Origin of the sequence: Cohnella thailandensis (assembly GCF_014212135.1) — a bacterium.
Lineage (GTDB): Bacteria > Bacillota > Bacilli > Paenibacillales > Paenibacillaceae > Cohnella > Cohnella thailandensis.
On the sequence record NZ_JACJVQ010000011.1, the window covers coordinates 131,908 to 151,676 of the forward strand.

Consider the following 19,769-nt stretch of genomic DNA (forward strand, 5'->3'; position numbering starts at 1 on the left):
CCGTTTACAGGCTAAGCCGGTAAATCGCCGCGACATCCGCTTGTTCAAGCTTCTTGAAGTGGCCGAGCGGGCCGAAGCCGACCGCCTTGGCCGCCATCTCTTCGATCCGGTCCTCGCCGATGCCGACCTCGGCCAGAGTCGAAGGAGCGCCCAGCGAACGGAAGAAATCCCTTGTCGCTTGGATTCCTTCCAGCGCCACATCCTCGTCCGACTTGCCGGACGGATCGATATCCCAGACTCGGACCGCGAACTGCACGAACCGTTCGATCCGCTCGCGATAAACGTACTTCATCCAGTTCGGGTATACGATCGACAGTCCCGCTCCATGAGCGATATCGTAAATGGCGCTCAGCTCGTGCTCGATATCGTGGCTCGCCCAATCCTGGTCCATCCCCACGCTGATCATCCCGCCGTTAAGCGCGTATGTACCGCAAAGCATCAGGTTCGCTCTCGCCGCGTAATCGTCCGGCTTCTCCTGCGCCAGCTTCGCGTTCTCCACGATCGTCTTCAAGATCGATTCGCACAATCTCTCCTGCAGCGGCGTATCCGGCGTATGATTGAAATATTGCTCGAACACGTGCGTCATCATATCGACCGCGCCATAGGCCGTCTGATCCTTCGGAACCGTATACGTCAAGGTTGGGTCGAGGATCGAGAACCTCGGAAAAGCATGTACGGACAAGTACCCGAGCTTGCGGTTCTGCTCCCAGTTCGTAATGACGGACGCGCTGTTCATCTCGCTTCCCGTCGCGCTAAGCGTCAGCACCGTGCCGAGCGGCAACGCGTCCTTCGCCGTCGCCTTGTGCTCATAGAAGTCCCATACGTCGCCTTCGTAAGGCACTCCCAGCGCGATCGCCTTGGAAGCGTCGAGAACGCTCCCTCCCCCGACGGCCAGCACGAACCCGATGCCGTTCTTCCGGCAGATGTCGATCCCTTTATGAACGGTAGAAAGTCTCGGGTTCGGCTCGATGCCGGCCAGCTCGAACGCTTCGATTCCGTGCTCCTTCAGCTGCGAGAGCACCTGATCGTACAGCCCCGTCTTCTTGATGCTTCCGCCGCCGTAAACGAGGAGCGCCTTGTTTCCGTACGCGGCCGCTTCCTTGCCGAGCTGACGGACGGTGCCTTGCCCGAAAATGATCTTGGTCGGATTCTGAAACGCGAATGAATTCATCTAAGCCCTCTCCTTACCAGAGAATGTTCGATTCCTTCGGATACTCGGAGTTGATGCCGATCTCCTCCACGGAGATTTGGTGCTGGCGCGCCGCGTCGAGCACCGACTGCTTGAACTTGCGGTATTCGGGTCCTTGCTCGATCAGGAGCTTCGTGACGGCGGGAAGGTTGCGAAGCCTCTTCTCCGCGGAATCCAGCGCCAGATGGCCGACGTTCTGCTCGTCCAGGAACTGAACGATATAGTTGTCCTCCACGAAGGTCTGCGTGCCGAGGGCCTGGAACGCCCGTGCGGCGGAGAAATCCTTCACCGTCATGCGAAGGCAATCGACGACCTGGTTCTGGAACTTGCGTATGGCCGCCACGGCAAGGTCCCATTCGGACGTCTTCGCGCTCCGGTACGATTGGCGGATGCAGTTGTTCAGCGCCGCCCACACGAAGATCGTCTCCGGCCAGTAGGCCTTCACCGTGACGCTGTCCTCTCCCGAACCCCGTTCCCCCTTCAATTGTTCGTTCAAGCGATCGCGCAATCCGACCACGCGGCTTCTGGCGGAGACGAGCCCCGCCGGAACGTTCTCTCCGTCCCCGGCCACGACGCCGATGGCGTTCAGAAGGGCGTCAAGCTCCGCGGCCGTCCCCTTCAGGCTCAGCCCGGCGTGATTCGGAGTGCTTTTTAACTGGATCATGTGTCAAACTCCCTTTGTCTAATTCCAATTGGTCTTCGATTATTTTACCACTAATGGCGAATGAAAGATTCTATAAATTAGGCAAAAATAAAAACCTGCTCGTGCCCCTCCAGCGAAAATTGGTAAATAATACCACGTTGTTAGTGGCTTCCTATCTCCCGTCCCAAAAAACCACTATCCCCTTCGATCAGAACCGGGGCTTCGGCCGGATTTCTGAGCGAGCGGGATAATGGTTTTTTCGTGGAAAATCGAAACGGCTGCCGCCTACCCCAACCACCGATTAACGCTTCAACGCAACAAAGCGACTTTTCCGCAAACGAATCCGAATAACGAGCCAAAGAGCCCATAATCCGGACAACGAGCCCAAATACCCATGATCCGGATCGCGCCGCGGATGCCTGCTAAACTCCCGTCCGCTTCTTCTGGTTGTTCGGTTTCTTCTTGATCTGGCTCGTCATCTTCTTCGTCGCCGTCGAATAGTGGTCCGTGCCGCCCTTGGCTGCCGATTGAGCCTGCTTCTTTTGCTCCAGCTTCCGCTTCATCGCTTCGGCCAGGCCGATCTTCTTCGGCTCCGCCGAAGACCCGTTCGACGCCTGATTGTCTTCCATCCCGAGTGACTCCTTCTCTCCAAAATCGATCCAAGCGCGTATCTCCGAATTACTTTTGCTGAAGCTGCTTCCACACGGTCTTGTTGCTGTACTGTTTCTCCGCGCCGATATCCCGGCCGAACCACTCCGGAGGAGAGAAGGCATTCGCTTCGTCCTCCGACTCGAACTCGACCTCCACGACCGTCAGCTCCAACTGATCGTAGATGTCGATCTCCAGCACTTTATCCTGCCATTCGGCCGTGATTCGGTTCTTGGTCAGAGGAATCGCCCCGAACGCGCTTGCCACCTGCTCGTAGATGCTGCCCGAAATCGAATATTCGACCTCCTCGCGAGCCATCCCGCTTCCCAGCTTAAACGTATGCGTATATTCCATCTGTCCGGTCCGCAGGTCGGTAATCCGGCGTATCCGCAGCTCTTGGGTGTCGTCCATCGCCAGGTACGTCTGCTCGATTCTCTGCTCCTTCACGGGGCGAATGATTTCGTTATCGATCAGCCATTCCGGCGTTCGGTTCAGCAGAAATTTTCTCTCGATCTCCAGCGCCATTCCGTTGTCGTCTCCTCAGCTTGCTTAGTTGATAGTATTGTACGCGATGCCGGGTTTCCGGTCAAAAAAGCTCGGGCTCCGGTCAGCCTCCAGCGTCAGTAACCGATATACCTGGCGTAGAGCGACTTCGCGCGGACGAAATCGGCCGTTCCTTGAACGAGAACCCGGCCTTCCGGGAAGAGCACCAACCGCTCTCCCTCGGGCAATTCGGCCCGAAGCAGGTAAGGATTCAGCTTGACCCTAGCCACGGCCGGCTCGAGCCGCGCGCTCCACTCTTCCAGGTCGAACGGACGGCTGCCCGCGATCTGCACCGACTCTCTTCCGCATAACGAGAGCAGCTCGTCCAGCGCCGGTTCCTCCAAGGCCGGGTATTTCTTTTCTTGGCAGCAAGGACAAGAGGCCGAAGGTTGGCCGAGCTTCATCTCGTAATATTGGTTGTGCCAGATATCGAAGCTGACCAGGCTCTGCCGGCGAGCCTCCGCCGCTCCGACCAGAAACTTAAGCGCTTCGACGGCCTCGTAGGAGGCGACGATATCGACGACCGGGGCGATGACCCCGATCGTGTCGCACGTCTGCCCGCCGCTGTCCGCCGAGGACATAAAGCAGCGCAGGCAAGGAGTCTCGCCCGGGACCAGGATGGCGCTCATCCCGCGAGAGCTGACCGCTCCTCCGTAGGCGAACGGGATCCCTAGCTTAAAGCAGGCGTCGTTCAGAAGGAAGCGCGTCTGGAAATTATCCGTGCCATCCAGCACAAGATCGATTCCTTCCAGCAGCTCATCGATGTTGCGCGCCGTTACGTCGGCGACGATCGCTTCGATCCGGACGCTAGAATTGACCCGGCTCAGCTTGTCCTTAGCCGCGATGGCTTTCGGCAGACCCTTCTCCGCATCCTCTTCGTCGTAGAGCATCTGGCGCTGAAGATTGCTTCGCTCCACGAAATCCCGGTCGACCATGCGCACAAGTCCGACGCCCGCCCGTACCATATGGTTCGCCAGCACCGTGCCGAGCGCCCCCATCCCGATGATGCATACCGCGCTGTCCGCCAGTTTGCGCTGTCCGCTCTCCCCGATCGGAGCGAACAGAATCTGGCGGGAATAGCGTTCATCCATGCGCAAAGCCCCCTTACCTTATGCGGATCTGTCGAATTCCGCCTACCCATATATCTTCTCCTATTATAACGGTCTAAGGGGGATGGAGGGAATCTTCCGGCCGCCGGTTTTAGTAGAGTTTGTGAATCACGAAGCTTGGCCGAGCGCCGCCGGCCGTCGTGCCGTTGAAGATCAGATGCGGATGCTCGGACAGCAGGCTTAGAAGGAAAAGCGCAAGAGCTCCGAACAGCATTTGGTAAGCCGATGGATGCGGACCGACTTCGTGATGCGCAGGGACCCGTACGTCAGCCGTCCGCTTCAACTGCTTCTGGAGGAGCTGAAGAAAGCGGAGGAGATCGGCGCATAAAAAATAGCCTTCGTTCCCGAGGTTGAGAACGAAGGCTATTTTTTGTTTATAGAGAGGTCGCCCTTCTGGAGAAGTAGCTGTGCGCGCTCTTCGTCCGCTCCTTCATGAGCCGATCCTGTTCGTATTCGTGGGCCACCGCAGTCTGAATTCGCGTCGAGCAGCTTACGCATAGCTTCCCGCTGCGAATAGGTCCCGAGCATAGGTCGCAGGAATCCGACAGGTTCGGGTAATCGTACAGCTTGAGCCTTCCGTTCCGGATCCAGGCTTTGATCTGACGAAGCGGAATCGAGGTTTGCTCGGAGAGCTGCTCGTTGTTCAGATACCGATTGCGCCGGAGTTGGCGGTCCAGAATCCCCAATTGGTCCTGCTCCCGGGCGGCGCAGTCCTGGCATTGGCTGCGAGAGACGGTCGACTGATATAAGCTTCCGCAACTAGGACATTGGGCGACGACTGATCCTATCGGCATATGAGTTCCTCCGCTGACGTAGTTCTTATGGAGTGATCATATCACGATATTCCTTATTTTTCATCCCCCTATTAGGACTATTATCATATTTTTATTCATAATAGCGAGATTCGCTCTCCTCCGCGATGCTCTGAATGTCCTCCGCCCCGATCGATAGATAACGGTAGCCGTCCTTCGCGTTTCTGCGCAGCGCCGCCTCCTTGAAGAATCTCGGGCTCGCTTCTCCCGAATCCTCGTCGTAGACGAGCAGGATGCCGTCGGACTTGCGCAGCAGAAGCTCGTCCCGGGCCTTGAACTGCCACACCCCGCTATAAGGCTGCTTGCTCACGGCTCCGTAATAATCGACTTGCCCGATAATCCCTTGGTAATAGTCCTTGCGGTCGTCCTTCCACTTCTCCTCCGGATTCGCGTACGCGGTCAGAATGGAGAGCTTCAGCTCGGGGAATCGCTTTCGGAGCTCGATAACGACTTCGCAGGCCCATAGATCGACCCCGTACTGGCCGGGCGTAAGCACCCACTCCAACCCCTCATCGGCCAGCGGGACCAGCTTCGCTTCGATAGCCTTCTTGATATAGGCGATTCCTTTGTGCTTCTGGCCGAAAATGCCGAGCTCATGGGCCCGGTAGCCGGTGACGAGCAGGTTTTTCATGGGAGACTCCTTGTCCGGTCGTTTGGTATCTAGCATAGCATAAATAAAAAGGCCAACCCACGCTTTAATGGGTTGACCTCCGTCTTATCGCTGTATCGGCTCGATCCGGTACGGGCCGCTCGCCGCGCCTGCAGCGTCGGATTCGATTCTCCAGCCGAAGGATAGAACCTCCCGCAGCCGAGCGAGCTGGTCGGGCGTCAGCTCCGCCAGCACGGCTTCCTGGCCCTCCTCCAGCACGAGCTGCGGCTCGAAGCCGAAGGCGACCCAGATCCAGCTGCGGATGCCCCGCACCGTGTTGTATTTGATCTGGTACCCTTCGCGAACCGCCGTCCGGAACGTTTCCGGTTCCTTCTTGGCGAACGCCGCCAGATCCTCATAGTTGAATTGGAATATGCTGTCGTCCTTAGGAAGATCGGTTCCCCGTTCGATTCGCTCGATAATCTCCTCGTCCGTCCAGCCCGATCCTCTTAGCGATTCCAGCAGCAGGGCGTCCCACTGCGACAGCTTGGTCAACGACTTGGCTTGCTCTTCCGCCATCTCTCCGATTCTCCCTTGTCTTAGGATACGGCCACCCAATGGCCGGGACTGACTTCCTTCAGCACCGCTCTCTCCAGGCTCTCCGGGTCGGGCTTGAAGACGACCCGCTCCCGGACCGCATGCGGATCCGGAATCGGAATCGCCGACAGCAGCGCCTGGGTATAAGGATGCAGCGGGTTCTCGTACAGCTCGTCGCTCTCGGCGACTTCCACCAGCCGACCGCGGTACATGACTCCGATCCGGTCGGAGATATGCCTTACCATCGACAGATCGTGCGCGATGAACAGGTAGGTGAGGCCGAACTCGGCCTGCAGGTCCTCCAGCATGTTGACGACCTGGGCTTGGACCGATACGTCGAGCGCCGAGATCGGCTCGTCGCACACGACGAAGTCCGGCTTCACGGACAGCGCGCGCGCGATCGAGATGCGCTGGCGCTGGCCTCCGCTGAATTCATGCGGGTAGCGGTTCAGGTGCTCGCGCTTCAGCCCCACCTTCTCGAGCAGCGCCGACACGGCTTCCTTCCGGTCGTCGCTCTTCGGATAGAGCCCGTGAATGTTCATCGGCTCCCCGATCAGGTCCAGCACGCTCATGCCGGGGTTCAGCGAAGAGTAGGGATCCTGGAAAATCGACTGGATCCGCCGCCGGTAAGGCTTCAGCCCCTTCTCGCCCAGCTTGGTGAGATCCTGCCCTTCGAAGCGGACGCTGCCTTCCGTATAATCGTACAGCCTTAGGATGCATCGGCCGACGGTGGACTTCCCGCTTCCCGATTCCCCGACGAGGCCGAACGTCTCGCCGCGGCGAATCTGGAAGCTGACGCCGTCGACCGCCTTCAGCCATCCGTTCGCCCGTCCCCAGACGTCCCGGCTCTTCACGAAATGCTTCTTCAGCCCTTGGACGTCGACCAGAACGTTATTGTCCGCCATTACCCGCGCCCCCTTTCGCCTCGTCGTCGTTCAGCCAGCACATCGACCGGTGGCCTTCGCCGACCTTGAAGTGCGGCGGAAGCTGCGCGCACTTCGGCATCGCGTGCGGGCACCGCTCCTGGAACGGGCAGCCCGGCGGCGGGTCCAGCAGATCGGGAGGCGTGCCTTCGATCGGCACGAGCCGCTCGCGGGAGCCGGCCTTGCGCTCCGGAAGGGAGCGCAGCAGCCCTTGCGTGTACGGGTGCTTCGGACGGTAGAAGATGTCCTCCACCGTCCCTTCTTCCATGATCATGCCGCCGTACATGACGATGACGCGGCTGCACACCTGCGCGACGACGCCGAGATCGTGGGTGATCAGGGCGATCGAAGCGCTCGTCTTCGCCTTCAGCTCCTGGAGCAGATCGAGAATCTGCGCCTGGATCGTCACGTCGAGAGCCGTCGTCGGCTCGTCGGCGATAAGCAGCTCCGGCTGGCAGGAGAGCGCCATCGCGATCATGACGCGCTGGCGCATGCCTCCGCTGAATTCGTGCGGGTATTGCCGGACTCTTCGTTCCGGCTCGGGAATGCCGACCTGGCGCAGCATCTCGATCGCTTCCTTCAGCGCTTCCGCTTGGCCGAGATGCCGGTGCCGGCGAATGATCTCGGTCATCTGGTCGCCGATCTTCTTGACCGGATTGAGGGACGTCATCGGATCCTGGAAGACCATCGCGATCCGGTTGCCGCGGATGCTCCGCCATTGCTTCTCGGACAGCTTCCGAATCGATTCGCCGTCGAAGCGGATGTCCCCTCCGATGATCTCGCCCGGAGGCGGGATCAGAGCCATGATCGCCTTCGCGGTCACGCTTTTGCCGCTGCCGGACTCGCCGACGATGCCGATCGTTTCTCCCTTATCGATGTGGAAGGAGACTCCTCGGACCGCTTTATTTTCCCCGTCGCGGGTATGAAAGGACACTTGCAGGTTGTCCACCGTGAGCAATCTGTCTGTCATGTTTCGTTCACTCCTCTCGCTCTACAGCTCCCGCTACTTATCTCTTGTTAAGCTTCGGCTCGAAACCGACGCGGAGAATGTCTCCCAGAATGTTGAAGCTGAGCACCGTCAGCAGGATGAAGCCGCCCGGGAAAATCGCCATGTAAGGCGCCTGGGCGATAAAGCCTTGCGCGCTGTTCAGCATGCTGCCCCAGGTCGCGTTCGGCGCTTGAACCCCGAAGCCGAGGAAGCTGAGCGAGGATTCCATCATGATCGCGGACGCCACGTTGTTCGTAGCTCCGACGATGATGACCGGAACGAGGCTCGGCAGCACGTGGCGGACGATAATGCCCCAGTTGTTCTGGCCGGAAGCCTTCGCGTAGAGCACGAATTCCCGCTCCCGGATCGACAGCGTCTCCGCTCGAATGATCCGTGCCATGTTCATCCACATGAGCAGTCCGATGATCAGGACGATGCTGCCGAGACCCGGCTTCAGGAAGACGCTCAGCAGCAGCATGACCAGGAAGGACGGGATGGACAAAATGATCTCGAGCAATCGCATGAGAAGGTTGTCGATCCACCCTCCGAAGTAGCCGCTGACGACGCCGACGAGAACGCCGATCGTCGTCGCCAGGATCATGGCCGAGAAGCCGACGAGCAAGGAGACGCGGCCGCCATATAGCGCGCGCGTAAAGTAGTCCCGCCCGTAATCGTCCGTGCCGAACCAGTGGCTGGCATTCGGACTTTGCAGACGTTCGAGAACGTTCAACGCATTGGGATCGTAAGGCGACAGGAAGGCGAAGATCGCTCCCAGGACGAAGATCGCGAGAATCGCGACCGAGACGATGCCCATTTTCCTCGCAAGCAGTTCGCGGCCGACGTTAAGCCATTTGGTCCTGTTCATGGGATCACCTCGCTCCTTTGATTCTCGGATCGGCCAATCCGTACAGGATATCCGCGAGCAGGTTGCCTAGGATCAGGAATAGGGCGGAGAACAAGGTAATGCCCATAATGACCGGATAATCCATGCCCTTGACCGCGGTCATGCCGAGAGAGCCGATCCCCGGCCAGGAGAAAACGGTCTCCGTCACGATAGCTCCCGCCACCAGATCCGCCATCGACATGCCGAGCAGCGTGATGACGGGCAGCAGCACGTGCTTCATGACGTGGCGGAAGACGATCGTCTTCTTCGTCGAGCCGAAGGCGTACTGGATTTGAACGTACTCTTCCTTCAGCTGCCCGATCGTGCTGGAACGAATGTAACGAACGTAGACCGACAGGAATCCGAACGCCAGAACGACGCAGGGAAGGATGCCGTGCTTAAGGACGTCCATAGCGGAATTGACTCCGATCGAGCGCATCCCCATGCTGGGCAGCCAATGAAGATGAATGGCGAACAAATAAATGAGCAGGATGGCGAGCCAGAACAACGGCACGGAGATGCCGATGTAAGAGAATAGGTTAACCAGCTTATCCGGCCAACGGTCGCGGTTCGCGCCCGCGGTCAGGCCTAGCGGAATGGCCAGAAGCACGGCAAGCAGGATCGCGCTGCCCATGAGCCCCGCCGTCGCGGGCAGCCGATCCAGGATCTGATCCATCACCGGCTGATGGTTCACGAGGGAATAGCCGAGGTTGCCCTGGAACAGTTCCTTGAGCCAGAGCCAATATTGAACGTAAGCGGGCTTGTCCAGCCCCAGGTTGTGGCGGATCCGCTCGATATCCTCCGCGTGCATGTTCGGCGTCACGAAGGAGAGCACCGGGTCTCCCGGCGCCATCTTGACGAGGGCGAAGCAAGCGATCGACACGAAGAACAGCAGAGGGATCGTCTGCAGCAAACGTCTTGCGATGAGTTGTCTCATAACGATGGTCTCCTATGCCTCTACGGCAAAAAATAAGCTGGTCAGAGCCAGCTTATTTTTTGGCCTTGCTCTTATTTCAGGTACAGCTTGGACGGATCTTCGAAGATGACGACCGGCTTCAGGACGGCTTCGTCCAGGCCGCCGTACTTCTTGTCGATGGCGACGATCGTCTTCGTGTACGCAGCCGGGTAGATGACGGCGTCTTGCGCGATGATTTCTTGCAGCTGCTTGTAGATCTCGCCGCGCTTGGCCGGGTCGGCTTCGCCCGCGCCTTGGTCGAACAGCTTGTCGACTTCTTCGTTCTTATACTTCGCGTAGTTCGAATTCGCGTCCGATTGGTACAGGATGCGGTAAGCGTCCGGGTCGTAGCCCATGATGTAGCCGGCATAGCTCAGCTCGTAGTCGGTCGCGTTCAGGTCGACGAACTTCTGGCCGTAAGCGGAAGCGTCCATGCTTTGCAGCTCGACGGTAACGCCGATGTCCTTCAGCTTCTGTTGAACGTACAGGCCGGCCGCTTCTTGAGCCTTGTTGCCGCTGGAGATGATGAAGCGGAGCTTCAGGTTCGAGACGCCCGCGGAAGAGAGCAGCTCCTTCGCCTTGGCCGCGTCGTTGTCGTAAGAAGTGACGTCGTTCGTGTGGAACAGGCCGTCAGGAGTGACGAACGACTTCGCCGGGTCGGCATAGTCCGCGGAACCGTAGACGACTTGAATCAATTCTTCGCGGTTAAGCGCGTAGGAGATCGCTTCGCGAACTTCCTTCTTGGCGAGAGCGCCGGTGTCGCTCTTCTCGTTGAACAGCAGGTAAGCCAGACGGCCTTCGCTGTACGCTTGGATGTCGAACTTGCCCGTGCTCTCGATCGTAGCGACATCTTGCGGGTCAAGGTACTTCACGTTGATCTCGCCGTTCTGCAGGGCGAGGTTGGCGGCGTTCGTGTCCTTCGCGATGCGGTACGTGATCGAGTCGAGGTGCGCCTTGCCACCGAAGTAGTTATCGAAGCGCTCGAGCGTCACGTATTCGCCCGTCTTGTATTCCTTGAACTTGAAGGCGCCGGAACCGACCGGAGCCGCGTTCTTCGTGCTCTTCTCGATATTCGCTTCGTTCTCGAAGATATGCTTCGGAATCGGGGTAAGCTGAACGAGAGTCGCCTCGAACGCCGGATTCACCTGAGGGAGCTTGAATTCGACCGTCGTGTCGTCCACCTTGACGGCTTGCACCGGCTTGCCGCCGATGATCAGGTTCTCGCGGAACATGCTGTTCTGCGATTCGTCGAGAATCTTCTCGAAGGTGAAGACGACGTCGTCCGCCGTCAGCGGCTGTCCGTCATGCCAGGTAAGGCCGCTCTTCAGCTTCAGCGTGTACGTAAGGTTGTCCGCGGAAGGCTCGAGGCTGTCCGCCAGGTAGAACGTCTTCTCTCCGTTGTTTACTTGGAACAGCGGAGCGTACAGGGCTTGGTCGATCGTCAGGCTGACGCGATCTCCCGCGTAAATCGGGTTAAGGATGACCGGATCGGCTCCAACTGCTATAATAAGATTTCCGCCGTCTTTCGCTTCGCCGCTAGCCGCGGGTTCGGAAGCGGAAGATGAGGTCGGCGAAGCGGACGGCGAGGCCGTGTTTCCGTTATTGTTGTTTCCTCCGGAGCAAGCGCTGACGACCAGGGCTAGCACGAGGAGAGTAAGTACGGTAAACCAACTTTTGCGCATGGCACAATCCCCCAGTAGTTTTGTGTGTGAGTAATGTAGTATATATTACATCGGATTAGTCGGAATTTCAATCCCTTTTATTTTTTTATTTTTCGTTTTGCGAGGAAAAATATTCTTTAGCATCCAAGCCGCATAACGCCATAAGGCAAAACGCCGAGACGACCGGGGAACGTTCCCTGGAGAAGTCTCGGCGTTTTCTTCATGTCGGAAGCTTATTTCGTTACTTTCACGACGATCGTATTGCTGACCGTCGCGCCGGCGGAATTGATCCATTCCGCTTTGTATTCGTACGTTCCGACCGCGCGTCCCGTCACGGCCGTCTCGGCATGCTGCGCCGAAGGCGTTGCCGCGGTCAAAGCTTGATCGTCGATGAGAACCCCGTTCTCGTAAAGCTTGTATTCGCTGCCGTTCGTGCCCCACCACAGGTTGGCCGCTATCGTGAAGCTGCCGTCGCCGTCCCAGTTGTTATGGGAGAGAACCGGCTTGCCCGGGTTGGCGTCCGTAACCGTTACGGTATGCGGATCGCAAGAGGTCGTTCCGAATACATTGATCAGCTCGCAGGTATATACGTACGTTCCGTTCGACTTGCCGGCGATCGGCACGGATGCGGTCTGAGCGGACGGCGAAGCATCGGCCAGAGGAACATCCGAGATCAGGACGCCGTTCTCGTAAAGCTTGAATTCCGTTCCGTTATTGCCCCACCACAGGTTCATGGTGACCGTGTAGCTGCCGTCGCGAAGTCCGTTATCGTACCCGTTATTATTGGTAAGAACGGGTTTGCCCGGAGCTGCGGTCGCGAGCGGCTTAACGACCGTGATCGTTACCGGATTGGATTCGAGCGTCACATTGCCAAGGGTAACCTTCGCCGTCACGTCCGCCGAACCCGCCTGCACCGCCGTAATCGTTCCTTGAGCGTCGATGGACACGGCCGGATCGCTGCTGGAATAGACGACGCTCGCGGCGGACAGATCGGCAGCCGATCCGTCGCTGAGAGCGGCGGCAAGGCTGACGCTGCCCGTATCGCCGATCTTCAGGGTCGTCGGGCTTGCGGACAGCGTTACGCTGCTCAATTCCGCAACGGCCGTAAAGTCGCTAAGTCCGAGCGGCTTCAGCTGGTACAGGTCCCGGAAAATCGCGGACACCCCGCGAATGTCCACGACGTCGCCTTCGGAGTACGGGAAGTTCGCCAGCGACAGACCCGTGCGCACGTCGACGCGGACATGATTCGTTCCGTCCGCGGTAACCGCGTCGAATTCGAAGGAGCCGGCCGGAGTCGCCGCGATGATATTGGTAATGGTCGCTTTGGAGAGACTCACCAATTGTCCCTGATTGCTGTCGTCGACGAAAGCTACCGGCTTGTAGTCGGGAACCGCTGCCGTTCCCGTCTTCTCGATGGAAGCGATATTGGCGAGCTCGAGCTCGGTGTTGTACAAGGCCGTGCTGCCTTTGATCTTCAGCTTGTCGCCTTTGTGGAAGCCGAAGGCCGTCTGATAGACGTAGATGCCGCCGGTCTCGTCTTGAAGGTAGAACGTTTGTCCGCCGAACGCGCCCGGCTCCGTCGTTACGACGCCTTCCACGATAACCGAAGCGCCTTCCGCCTTCGCTCTCGCTTCGGCGATCGTGATCGGGTCGTTGATGCCGGGGCTCGTGGAGCTGGAGATCGTGACGGCGTTCGTCAGCAGATTCGTGCCGTTCTGCCGGAGCCTTAGGTTCGCCGACGTTCCGCTGGCGACGGTCGGATTGATCTGAACGTTCAGCTCCTTGGAAGCGGAGCCGTTGCTATCCGTCGTTACGCTGAACGACGTGCTGTAGCCGTAGCTGGAAGGCCAGCTGCCGTCCGCGTTCTGAACCTTGGCGACCTGGGTCCCTCCGGTCAGATAGACGCCGATCTGGAAGCCGGATACGGTCGAATTCGCCGGCAGATTGCTGAAGTTGACGCGGATTTGATTGACGGATGCCGTGGAGAGCGCAGCCGGCGTCGTGAAGCTGTAAGCCGGAGGATTGACGACCGTAGCCCCGCCGAAGGAACCCGGCTTAAACGTGTTGCGATCGTACCAGAGGTAGCCCGCGTTCGGAGCAGACCAAGGCTCCGGCGCCGGTTCCGTCGACAGCTCGGGCTGTTCGAAGGAATGCAGCGCGGTCGGCTGATCCAGCGCAAGCCCCGGAACTTGATCGAAGCTCGTGTAGCTCTCCTGCTCCGACAGCCAGTTCACCAGGTTGACGAGCAGCACGCCGTCGTCCAGCTCCTTGAAGCCGTCGTACGTCGTTTTCTTCGCGCCCGTATCTTCGCGCAGGTACTTCGGCGTGATGTCCTCGACCGGCGAGGAGTCGCCGATAAAGGCAGCCTTGCCCGCGCCCAGCTTGGAGACGGCTACGTAAGGGCCTTCCGCGATCCCGCCGCCATTGTAGACGCCTTGATCCACGGCATTGCCCCAAGCTTCGTTCGTCTCCGGAACGTAGACGATGCCCTTCGCCTTGGTCGGATCGATAATCGCCAGGGTAGAGCCCGCATGCATCGCTACGCCCGACACTCCTTCGGTAATGCCGAAGGCTTGCTCGGGAGCGACGATCCGGTTGGCGTTAATGTCGCCAAGCGCGTTATAGCGGAAGCGAATGCCGAAGTTGTCCGCCAGCCAGTCCGAGCTTGCCACGTCCTGCATCGCGGGGGAAGCCGCTTCCGCCGCGTCCATGCCTTGCGTCGGATTGGTCCACGCGCCGCGACGGAAGCCGTTGATGCTCTCCGAGCCGTCCCAACGGTTCTTGTTGCGGTCGGCGTTGTAGTGGTCGCCGATGAAGAAGATGCTGCCGCCTTGCTCCACGTACTGTTCCATGGCAGCCTGTTCGCTCGTCTTAAAAGGAATGTTAGGCTCCGCGATGATGAACACGTCGTAATCCGCCAGGTCCTCGTACGTGAACGGAGTCTCCTTGCGAAGCTCCTTCACGTAATAGCCGTCGCCCGCCAGGGCGTTGCCGAAATCCGAGAACCCGCCGTCGATGACCCAGTCCGCCGCTCCCGCCGTCTGCGCGTGCGTGTTGTCGAACAGGATCTTTTTGCCCGCGTTCTCGTTCGTTACGGTCGGATTGATGAACGGCGCGGGATCCGTCGGTCCCTCCGCCGCTGCGGATGGCAACACTGCGCTTAAGCCGTACGGCCCCGGCAACAGAATCGTAACTGCAAGACCAAGCTTTACCCAACCGCGTTTCCATCTCGATAGGCCTCTCATGATTTTCCTCCTCGACCAATTTATTAGAAATTCATTTCTAAGTCTACCATTTCAAAATTACAAATAGAGTAGAAGTTTGTAATTTTTCGGTAAATCCTTAAAAGATCGGGCTAATGGTTGGGAGGTTGATGTCTAATAGCGACAAAAAGAGCCTCTCGGATTCTCGAGAGACCCTGAAGTCCACTTGTTATTTTATTGGGATAACAACATGTAATCCCGGAATCGGTTGGGGCAGGAAGCTGCCGAAATTCAACACTCGAATATAAAGCTTGGAAGAATCGGGCCATCTCGGGAGCTTAAGCCGGTAGGAGTAGCTCTCATTGCCCAGCCTTACGAGATTGCCGGTCATGAGCGGGTTGATAAATTGGCCATCTTCTCCCCCTATCCCCCAAGCTTCCATTCTTTCGTACGGATAATCCCCTTTGACCTCGAATTCGAGGATCGTGCTGTCGGTTGCGAGCTCGATCTTCCGGAAAGTGATGCTGCCCGAATCTCCTTGATCTACGGTCAGAGGAAGCTTGGAGCCATTCAGAGGAAAATCCGTCGCCGTAATGCCGCTTGACTCCCGGTTCGGTCCATCGTTGCTGTCTGTTTTTTCTGCCACTTCGGTCTCTTCCACAATGAGATTTAACTCGCCAGCCTTCTCGTGAAGGGTCGCGTACGTAATAAAATAATTTCTTTTGCCCTCGCTTCCGTCCGTATAGCCGCCCGAAGTCAAAGGTTCCAGTTCGACTCCGCTATCATCCTTCAAAATAAATCGCAAACGATCTAGCCGCAGCTTCGCCTCTTCATCTTCCTCCGGGTAAGAGATTTCGTAAGTAAGATTCGTCGTGAGAGGACTGACGCTGATTTCGGCGACGGAGATCTCCAGCCCGTCGTTAGAGCTTGCCTTCAGCGGCGGGGAATAGGTGATTTTGCGGATATTGCTCTTCCAATCTTTAACCGTCGCATGGAAGTTCCAGGACCCCAGAACCTTCTTGCTCTCGCTGGCGCGAGTATCGATAATATCGTTGACCTGAATCGTCAAATCGAAGGAATTGTTCAATCCTCCGAAGCGCTCGAAGGTCAGTATCGTCGTTTTCTCGCTCTTATTAAGACTTTGACTGATTCCATTCGGCTGCATATCCTTCAAAATCCCGTCTACATCGAGCATGCCGAGGCGAGGCTGGATCTCGATCCCCTTCTCATGCTTAAACCGGATTGCCAATCTTGTTCCGTCGTAAATAACTTTATCCAACGTCAGCTTAATTCCTTGATCCTCTACCGTCTGTTTCTCCGAATCCGATTGTTCCGTTATCCTCAGACCGGGAATATCAGCCGTCAATCCTACCGTGACAAGAATAGCCGCCAAGAGGGCAAGGCTTAACCCTAAACGCCAGCGGCGCCTGTGGGCATAGAGCTTGCGCTCGAGCGCAAGCTCGGGAATCGACGGATAGAACCGTTCCAACCTCTCTCGCAAGAACGGCGGGATTGGGGAAGGCTCTCTCGGCTCCATAGCCCCGAAGCCAGCGTCGTCCGTTTGGGAAGGTATCGCGTCGGTCTGGGTAATATAGCTTTTGCGGGATTGGAGCATCTTCTTGCACTCGTCGATATGGATTTGAAACAGCCAGGTCTTGAAGTCGGCCGGTTCCTTTAAAGCGGCAAGAGAGCCGTACGCATGCACGATCGTCTCCTGCATGGCATCCGCGTTATCCTCCTCCGAACGGAAAAATGCCTTCGAGGTCTCGTACAGTTCCCCTTCGAACGATCGCATCAGGCGAATAAACGCCTCTAGATTCCCTTTTTGAGCTTGTTTGACTTCTTCGATCCGTTCCAATGCCGATTCTGCCTCCTCTATCTCTCGCCCCTTCTTATCTATTAGACATTAATTAGGTTAATTTTGATTCGCTCATTTGGAAAAAAAATCAACCAAACCCAAAGGTCTGGTTGATATGGCGCCTTTTTAGGAAAGCATGTGTCGACCCACGCCGTTACTTGATCGGCAGGATCATATCCAATTCCGGTATCGGAGTCCGGTTCTGTTGCGCCTGCAATGCCCGAATCTTGATCTTTGAAGGATCCGGATAAGCGGGAAGCTCGATTCGGTAGGAATAATCGTTGCCTATTCGAATCGGATCTTCGGCAGCAGGCGGATGAAAGGTGCCTTCCTTCTCGTCGACCACCCACCAGCCTAACGGGTAATCTCCTTTAACCTCATAGTCGACGATCGTTTTGTATTCTCCAAGGTCGATTCTGTTAAATACGATACTGGACGATTCGCCAAGCTCAACAGTCAATGGGGTAGTTGAAGTCAGGGGAATGTCCTTATAGGGTAGAGGAGCTTCACTTCCAAGCCCTCCATTACCGTTGCTAGTCAACTGATTGTATTGTGCGTCCACGCTTAGGCGCAGCTCGTTCGTATCGGGGTCCAGCAACGAATAATACGCCGTATACACGACAGGCCCGTTGTCTTCCCTCGTTCCCATAGTACCAGAAGCCTCCAATTCCGCTCCCCGATCGTCGAACAGCCTTACATTGAGAGTCTTTAACTCTACCGTCTCGCCTTTCGGGAGTTTCACTTTGCTCCGCATCTTTTCTTCCCAACTTTGTTGAGTGAGCTCCGGATCGTCAAGCTCATACGTCAGCTTCACCGTCAAAGGACTGACCGTCATTCCAGTAACGGCAAGCTCCGTATCCCCCGCTTTAGCCCTCAGTGGAGGATCGTAGGTAACCTCGCGTATCGACTTCTTCCACTCCCCTACCGTCGTCCGGAATTCCCATTTTCCCGAGATCGTTTGGGGCTTGCCGCTTCCTCGGCTATCGACGATAACGTTCACCTTGATCGCGATGTCGAAAGTATCCGGAAGCGTGCCAAGCGCCTTATGGTAAGTAAACAGCGTTTCGGTTCCCTCTTCGTTCTGGCTTCGAGTCATATTGCTGACAAAAGTGCCATTCAGGCTGACCATCTGCGCGAGCGGCCGGATCTCGATGCCCGGCTCGTGCCGGATGCCGACCGCCAATTGATTGCCGTCATAGAGAACTTGGCTCAGCGTCAGCTTGATCCCCTGGTCCTCAACCGTCTGTTTCTCGAATTTCGTCGCGCTGCCGGACGTTGCGAAGCCAGAGCCGATGCCCTGCAGCTGCCTCAGCCAATCCGACGCGGTCGGAGTCGCCAGCCCCGCCGTCACGACAATCGCCAGAAGCAGCGCGATGCTCGCGCCGAGGCTCCATTTTCTCCGGCGGGCATATCTCCTGCGGTCCTCCGCAAGCTCGGGCAGCGCGGCGTACAGCCGCTCCATTTTCTCCCGAACGACAGTCGGCACGGTAGCCGTTTCTCTCGACATGGCTTGCCTGATGCGAACGTCCTCCTCGCTGAGCTCGTTCATGAGTACAAGGCTCCTTTCTCTTGTCCGTCCCAGTTCAAAGAAGCTAGAATCTCCCTCGCCCGATGCAGCCGCGACTTGACCGTTCCTTCCGGCAGGCTTAACTGCTCCGCGATTTCCTTGACCGACAGATCCCCGTAATAATACAGCCGCATCACCGTCCGAAGCGGAGAGTCGAGCCGGTCGACGATTTCGCGCAGCTCCATCCGGACGAACCCGGCTTCGTCGATCTGAGGATCCATTCCCTCGGTGAGAGGCACGTAGCTTTTGCGGGATTGCAGCATTCGTTTGCACTCGTTGATATGTATCCGAATCAGCCAGGTCTTGAAGTAGGCCGGCTCCTTTAACCCCGAGATCGAACGAAAAGCGCGAATAACCGTCTCCTGCATCGCGTCCGCGCAATCCTCGTCCGAATGGAGGAACGCCTTGGCCGTCTGGTACAAAACCGCCTCGAACGATCGCATCAAGCGAACGAACGCGTCCTGATCCCCCATCTTCGCTCTCTTGACGTCGTCAATCCACTCCAATGCCGTCCCTTCCTCCTTTTTCCTTCCTATCTACCTATTAGACCTCAATTCAGTGAGCTTGGTTCGCCCGGTTGAAAAAAAAAGACCAAACCGCGTAGCGGTTTGGCCGGAAGCAATGGCGGAGAGGGAGCTACTTCGAGAGAGGAACGACGCGATACCCTCTGCCTCTGTCGCTTCGAACCTTGGTCTTGATGCGGCGAACGCCGGAGATATCCGCGGGTTTCCTTCCGTTTTTCCTCACGGTCATCTCCAGAATGAGCCCCGTGATCGAATCCTCCCTGTTGCGGAGCTTTTTCGAGACGAAATTGCCCAACGAAGAAGCGACCACTCTCGTGAGAAGCCTGCCGTCGCGGTCCCGGCTGCGGATCCTGCGTACCGGATGAAGAACATGGGGGTGCGCTCCGACGACGGCGTTGGCTCCTTGGTAGAGAAGCTCGTTCATCAGCCTTTTCTGGCCGTCGCTCGGATACGTCCGAAACTCTCGTCCGAAATGCAGATAGACGATGATGAAGTCGGTTTGGCTTCGAAGCTTGCGAATCATCGCTTTGATTCGATCAGCCGAGCCGATTTTGTTCACCAGCCAAGGCTGCGGGACGGGAATAGAGTTCGTGCCCATCGTGTAGGAGAGGATAGCGATTCTGAGCCCGTTTGACCTGACGATCAGCGGCGCGCCTGCGCCTTGAGCGCTTCGGTAAGTGCCCGTATGCTTCAAGCCATGCCAATCCAGAACGGCCAGCGTCCTCTTGAGTCCATGCGTACCGCCGTCCATGGAATGGTTATTGGCGGTGACCATGACGTCGAATCCGGCAGCCTTCAGGGCGGATGCGAGCTCATCGGGGCAGTTGAACCGAGGGTAACCCGTTCTCGGGTGCCTCGACTCCGTCGGGTACCCGTTCCCCTTCACTCCGGGACCCGAATAGCCGGAGAACGTCGTCTCCAGGTTGCCGATGGTCACGTCGGCTCTCCTCAAATAAGGTCGCACGGGCCTCAAAAGCGAATGAAACTCGAAGCCCCTTCCCTTCCGTCGAGCCGAAGCGATCACCGGCCGCTTCATGAGGAAGTCTCCTACGATGGCAATCTTCACTTTGGCCAAGA

General features: G+C 57.5%; 18 protein-coding genes. All 18 read right to left on the minus strand.

The features are described from left to right. Positions 1-4 precede the first annotated feature (4 nt). Positions 5-1,171 carry an iron-containing alcohol dehydrogenase gene (locus H7B67_RS13885; RefSeq protein WP_185120443.1) on the minus strand — a complete coding sequence of 389 codons (1,167 nt, stop codon included), beginning with the start codon at positions 1,169-1,171 and terminating at the stop codon, positions 5-7. Positions 1,172-1,184: 13 nt separating this feature from the next. Beyond that, positions 1,185-1,853, minus strand: coding sequence for a DUF6904 family protein (locus H7B67_RS13890; protein ID WP_185120444.1), 669 nt, complete (start codon positions 1,851-1,853; stop codon positions 1,185-1,187). Positions 1,854-2,254: 401 nt separating this feature from the next. After that, positions 2,255-2,461: a hypothetical protein gene (locus tag H7B67_RS13895; RefSeq protein ID WP_185120445.1), complete on the minus strand. Its 207-nt coding sequence runs from the start codon at positions 2,459-2,461 to the stop codon at positions 2,255-2,257. 49 nt (positions 2,462-2,510) lie between these two features. Beyond that, entirely contained in the window at positions 2,511-3,005 is a 495-nt protein-coding gene (locus H7B67_RS13900; protein ID WP_185120446.1) for a CYTH domain-containing protein, read from the minus strand. Positions 3,006-3,100: 95 nt separating this feature from the next. Further along, complete coding sequence (locus H7B67_RS13905; protein ID WP_185120447.1) at positions 3,101-4,114, minus strand: ThiF family adenylyltransferase; 1,014 nt, start codon at positions 4,112-4,114, stop codon at positions 3,101-3,103. A 392-nt stretch (positions 4,115-4,506) separates the two neighbouring features. Further along, complete coding sequence (locus H7B67_RS13910) at positions 4,507-4,926, minus strand: homeobox domain-containing protein (protein ID WP_185120448.1); 420 nt, start codon at positions 4,924-4,926, stop codon at positions 4,507-4,509. A 91-nt stretch (positions 4,927-5,017) separates the two neighbouring features. Continuing rightward, a complete protein-coding gene (locus tag H7B67_RS13915; RefSeq protein ID WP_185120449.1) occupies positions 5,018-5,575 on the minus strand; it encodes an SLOG family protein in 558 nt (185 codons plus the stop codon). Between the two features lie 84 nt (positions 5,576-5,659). Continuing rightward, on the minus strand, positions 5,660-6,112 hold the full coding sequence (locus H7B67_RS13920; protein WP_185120450.1) for a hypothetical protein: 453 nt from the start codon (positions 6,110-6,112) through the stop codon (positions 5,660-5,662). Between the two features lie 20 nt (positions 6,113-6,132). Further along, on the minus strand, positions 6,133-7,035 hold the full coding sequence (locus tag H7B67_RS13925) for an ABC transporter ATP-binding protein (protein ID WP_185120451.1): 903 nt from the start codon (positions 7,033-7,035) through the stop codon (positions 6,133-6,135). Beyond that, entirely contained in the window at positions 7,022-8,023 is a 1,002-nt protein-coding gene (locus H7B67_RS13930) for an ABC transporter ATP-binding protein (protein WP_185120452.1), read from the minus strand. The genes H7B67_RS13925 and H7B67_RS13930 overlap by 14 nt, the downstream gene beginning before the upstream one ends. Positions 8,024-8,060: 37 nt before the next feature. Further along, complete coding sequence (locus H7B67_RS13935; RefSeq protein ID WP_185120453.1) at positions 8,061-8,906, minus strand: ABC transporter permease; 846 nt, start codon at positions 8,904-8,906, stop codon at positions 8,061-8,063. 4 nt (positions 8,907-8,910) lie between these two features. After that, positions 8,911-9,861 (minus strand): ABC transporter permease, encoded by a 951-nt coding sequence (locus H7B67_RS13940; protein ID WP_185120454.1) that lies wholly within the window; start codon positions 9,859-9,861, stop codon positions 8,911-8,913. 71 nt (positions 9,862-9,932) lie between these two features. After that, complete coding sequence (locus H7B67_RS13945) at positions 9,933-11,561, minus strand: ABC transporter substrate-binding protein (protein WP_185120455.1); 1,629 nt, start codon at positions 11,559-11,561, stop codon at positions 9,933-9,935. Between the two features lie 212 nt (positions 11,562-11,773). Next, positions 11,774-14,785, minus strand: coding sequence for an endonuclease (locus tag H7B67_RS13950; RefSeq protein ID WP_185120456.1), 3,012 nt, complete (start codon positions 14,783-14,785; stop codon positions 11,774-11,776). Positions 14,786-14,972: 187 nt separating this feature from the next. Then, on the minus strand, positions 14,973-16,601 hold the full coding sequence (locus tag H7B67_RS13955) for a DUF5643 domain-containing protein (RefSeq protein ID WP_185120457.1): 1,629 nt from the start codon (positions 16,599-16,601) through the stop codon (positions 14,973-14,975). A 154-nt stretch (positions 16,602-16,755) separates the two neighbouring features. Continuing rightward, positions 16,756-18,150: a DUF4179 domain-containing protein gene (locus tag H7B67_RS13960; RefSeq protein ID WP_185120458.1), complete on the minus strand. Its 1,395-nt coding sequence runs from the start codon at positions 18,148-18,150 to the stop codon at positions 16,756-16,758. Further along, positions 18,147-18,674 carry an RNA polymerase sigma factor gene (locus H7B67_RS13965; protein ID WP_245363579.1) on the minus strand — a complete coding sequence of 176 codons (528 nt, stop codon included), beginning with the start codon at positions 18,672-18,674 and terminating at the stop codon, positions 18,147-18,149. The genes H7B67_RS13960 and H7B67_RS13965 overlap by 4 nt, the downstream gene beginning before the upstream one ends. A gap of 130 nt (positions 18,675-18,804) precedes the next feature. Next, positions 18,805-19,758, minus strand: coding sequence for a CapA family protein (locus H7B67_RS13970; RefSeq protein WP_342592507.1), 954 nt, complete (start codon positions 19,756-19,758; stop codon positions 18,805-18,807). Positions 19,759-19,769: the final 11 nt, after the last annotated feature.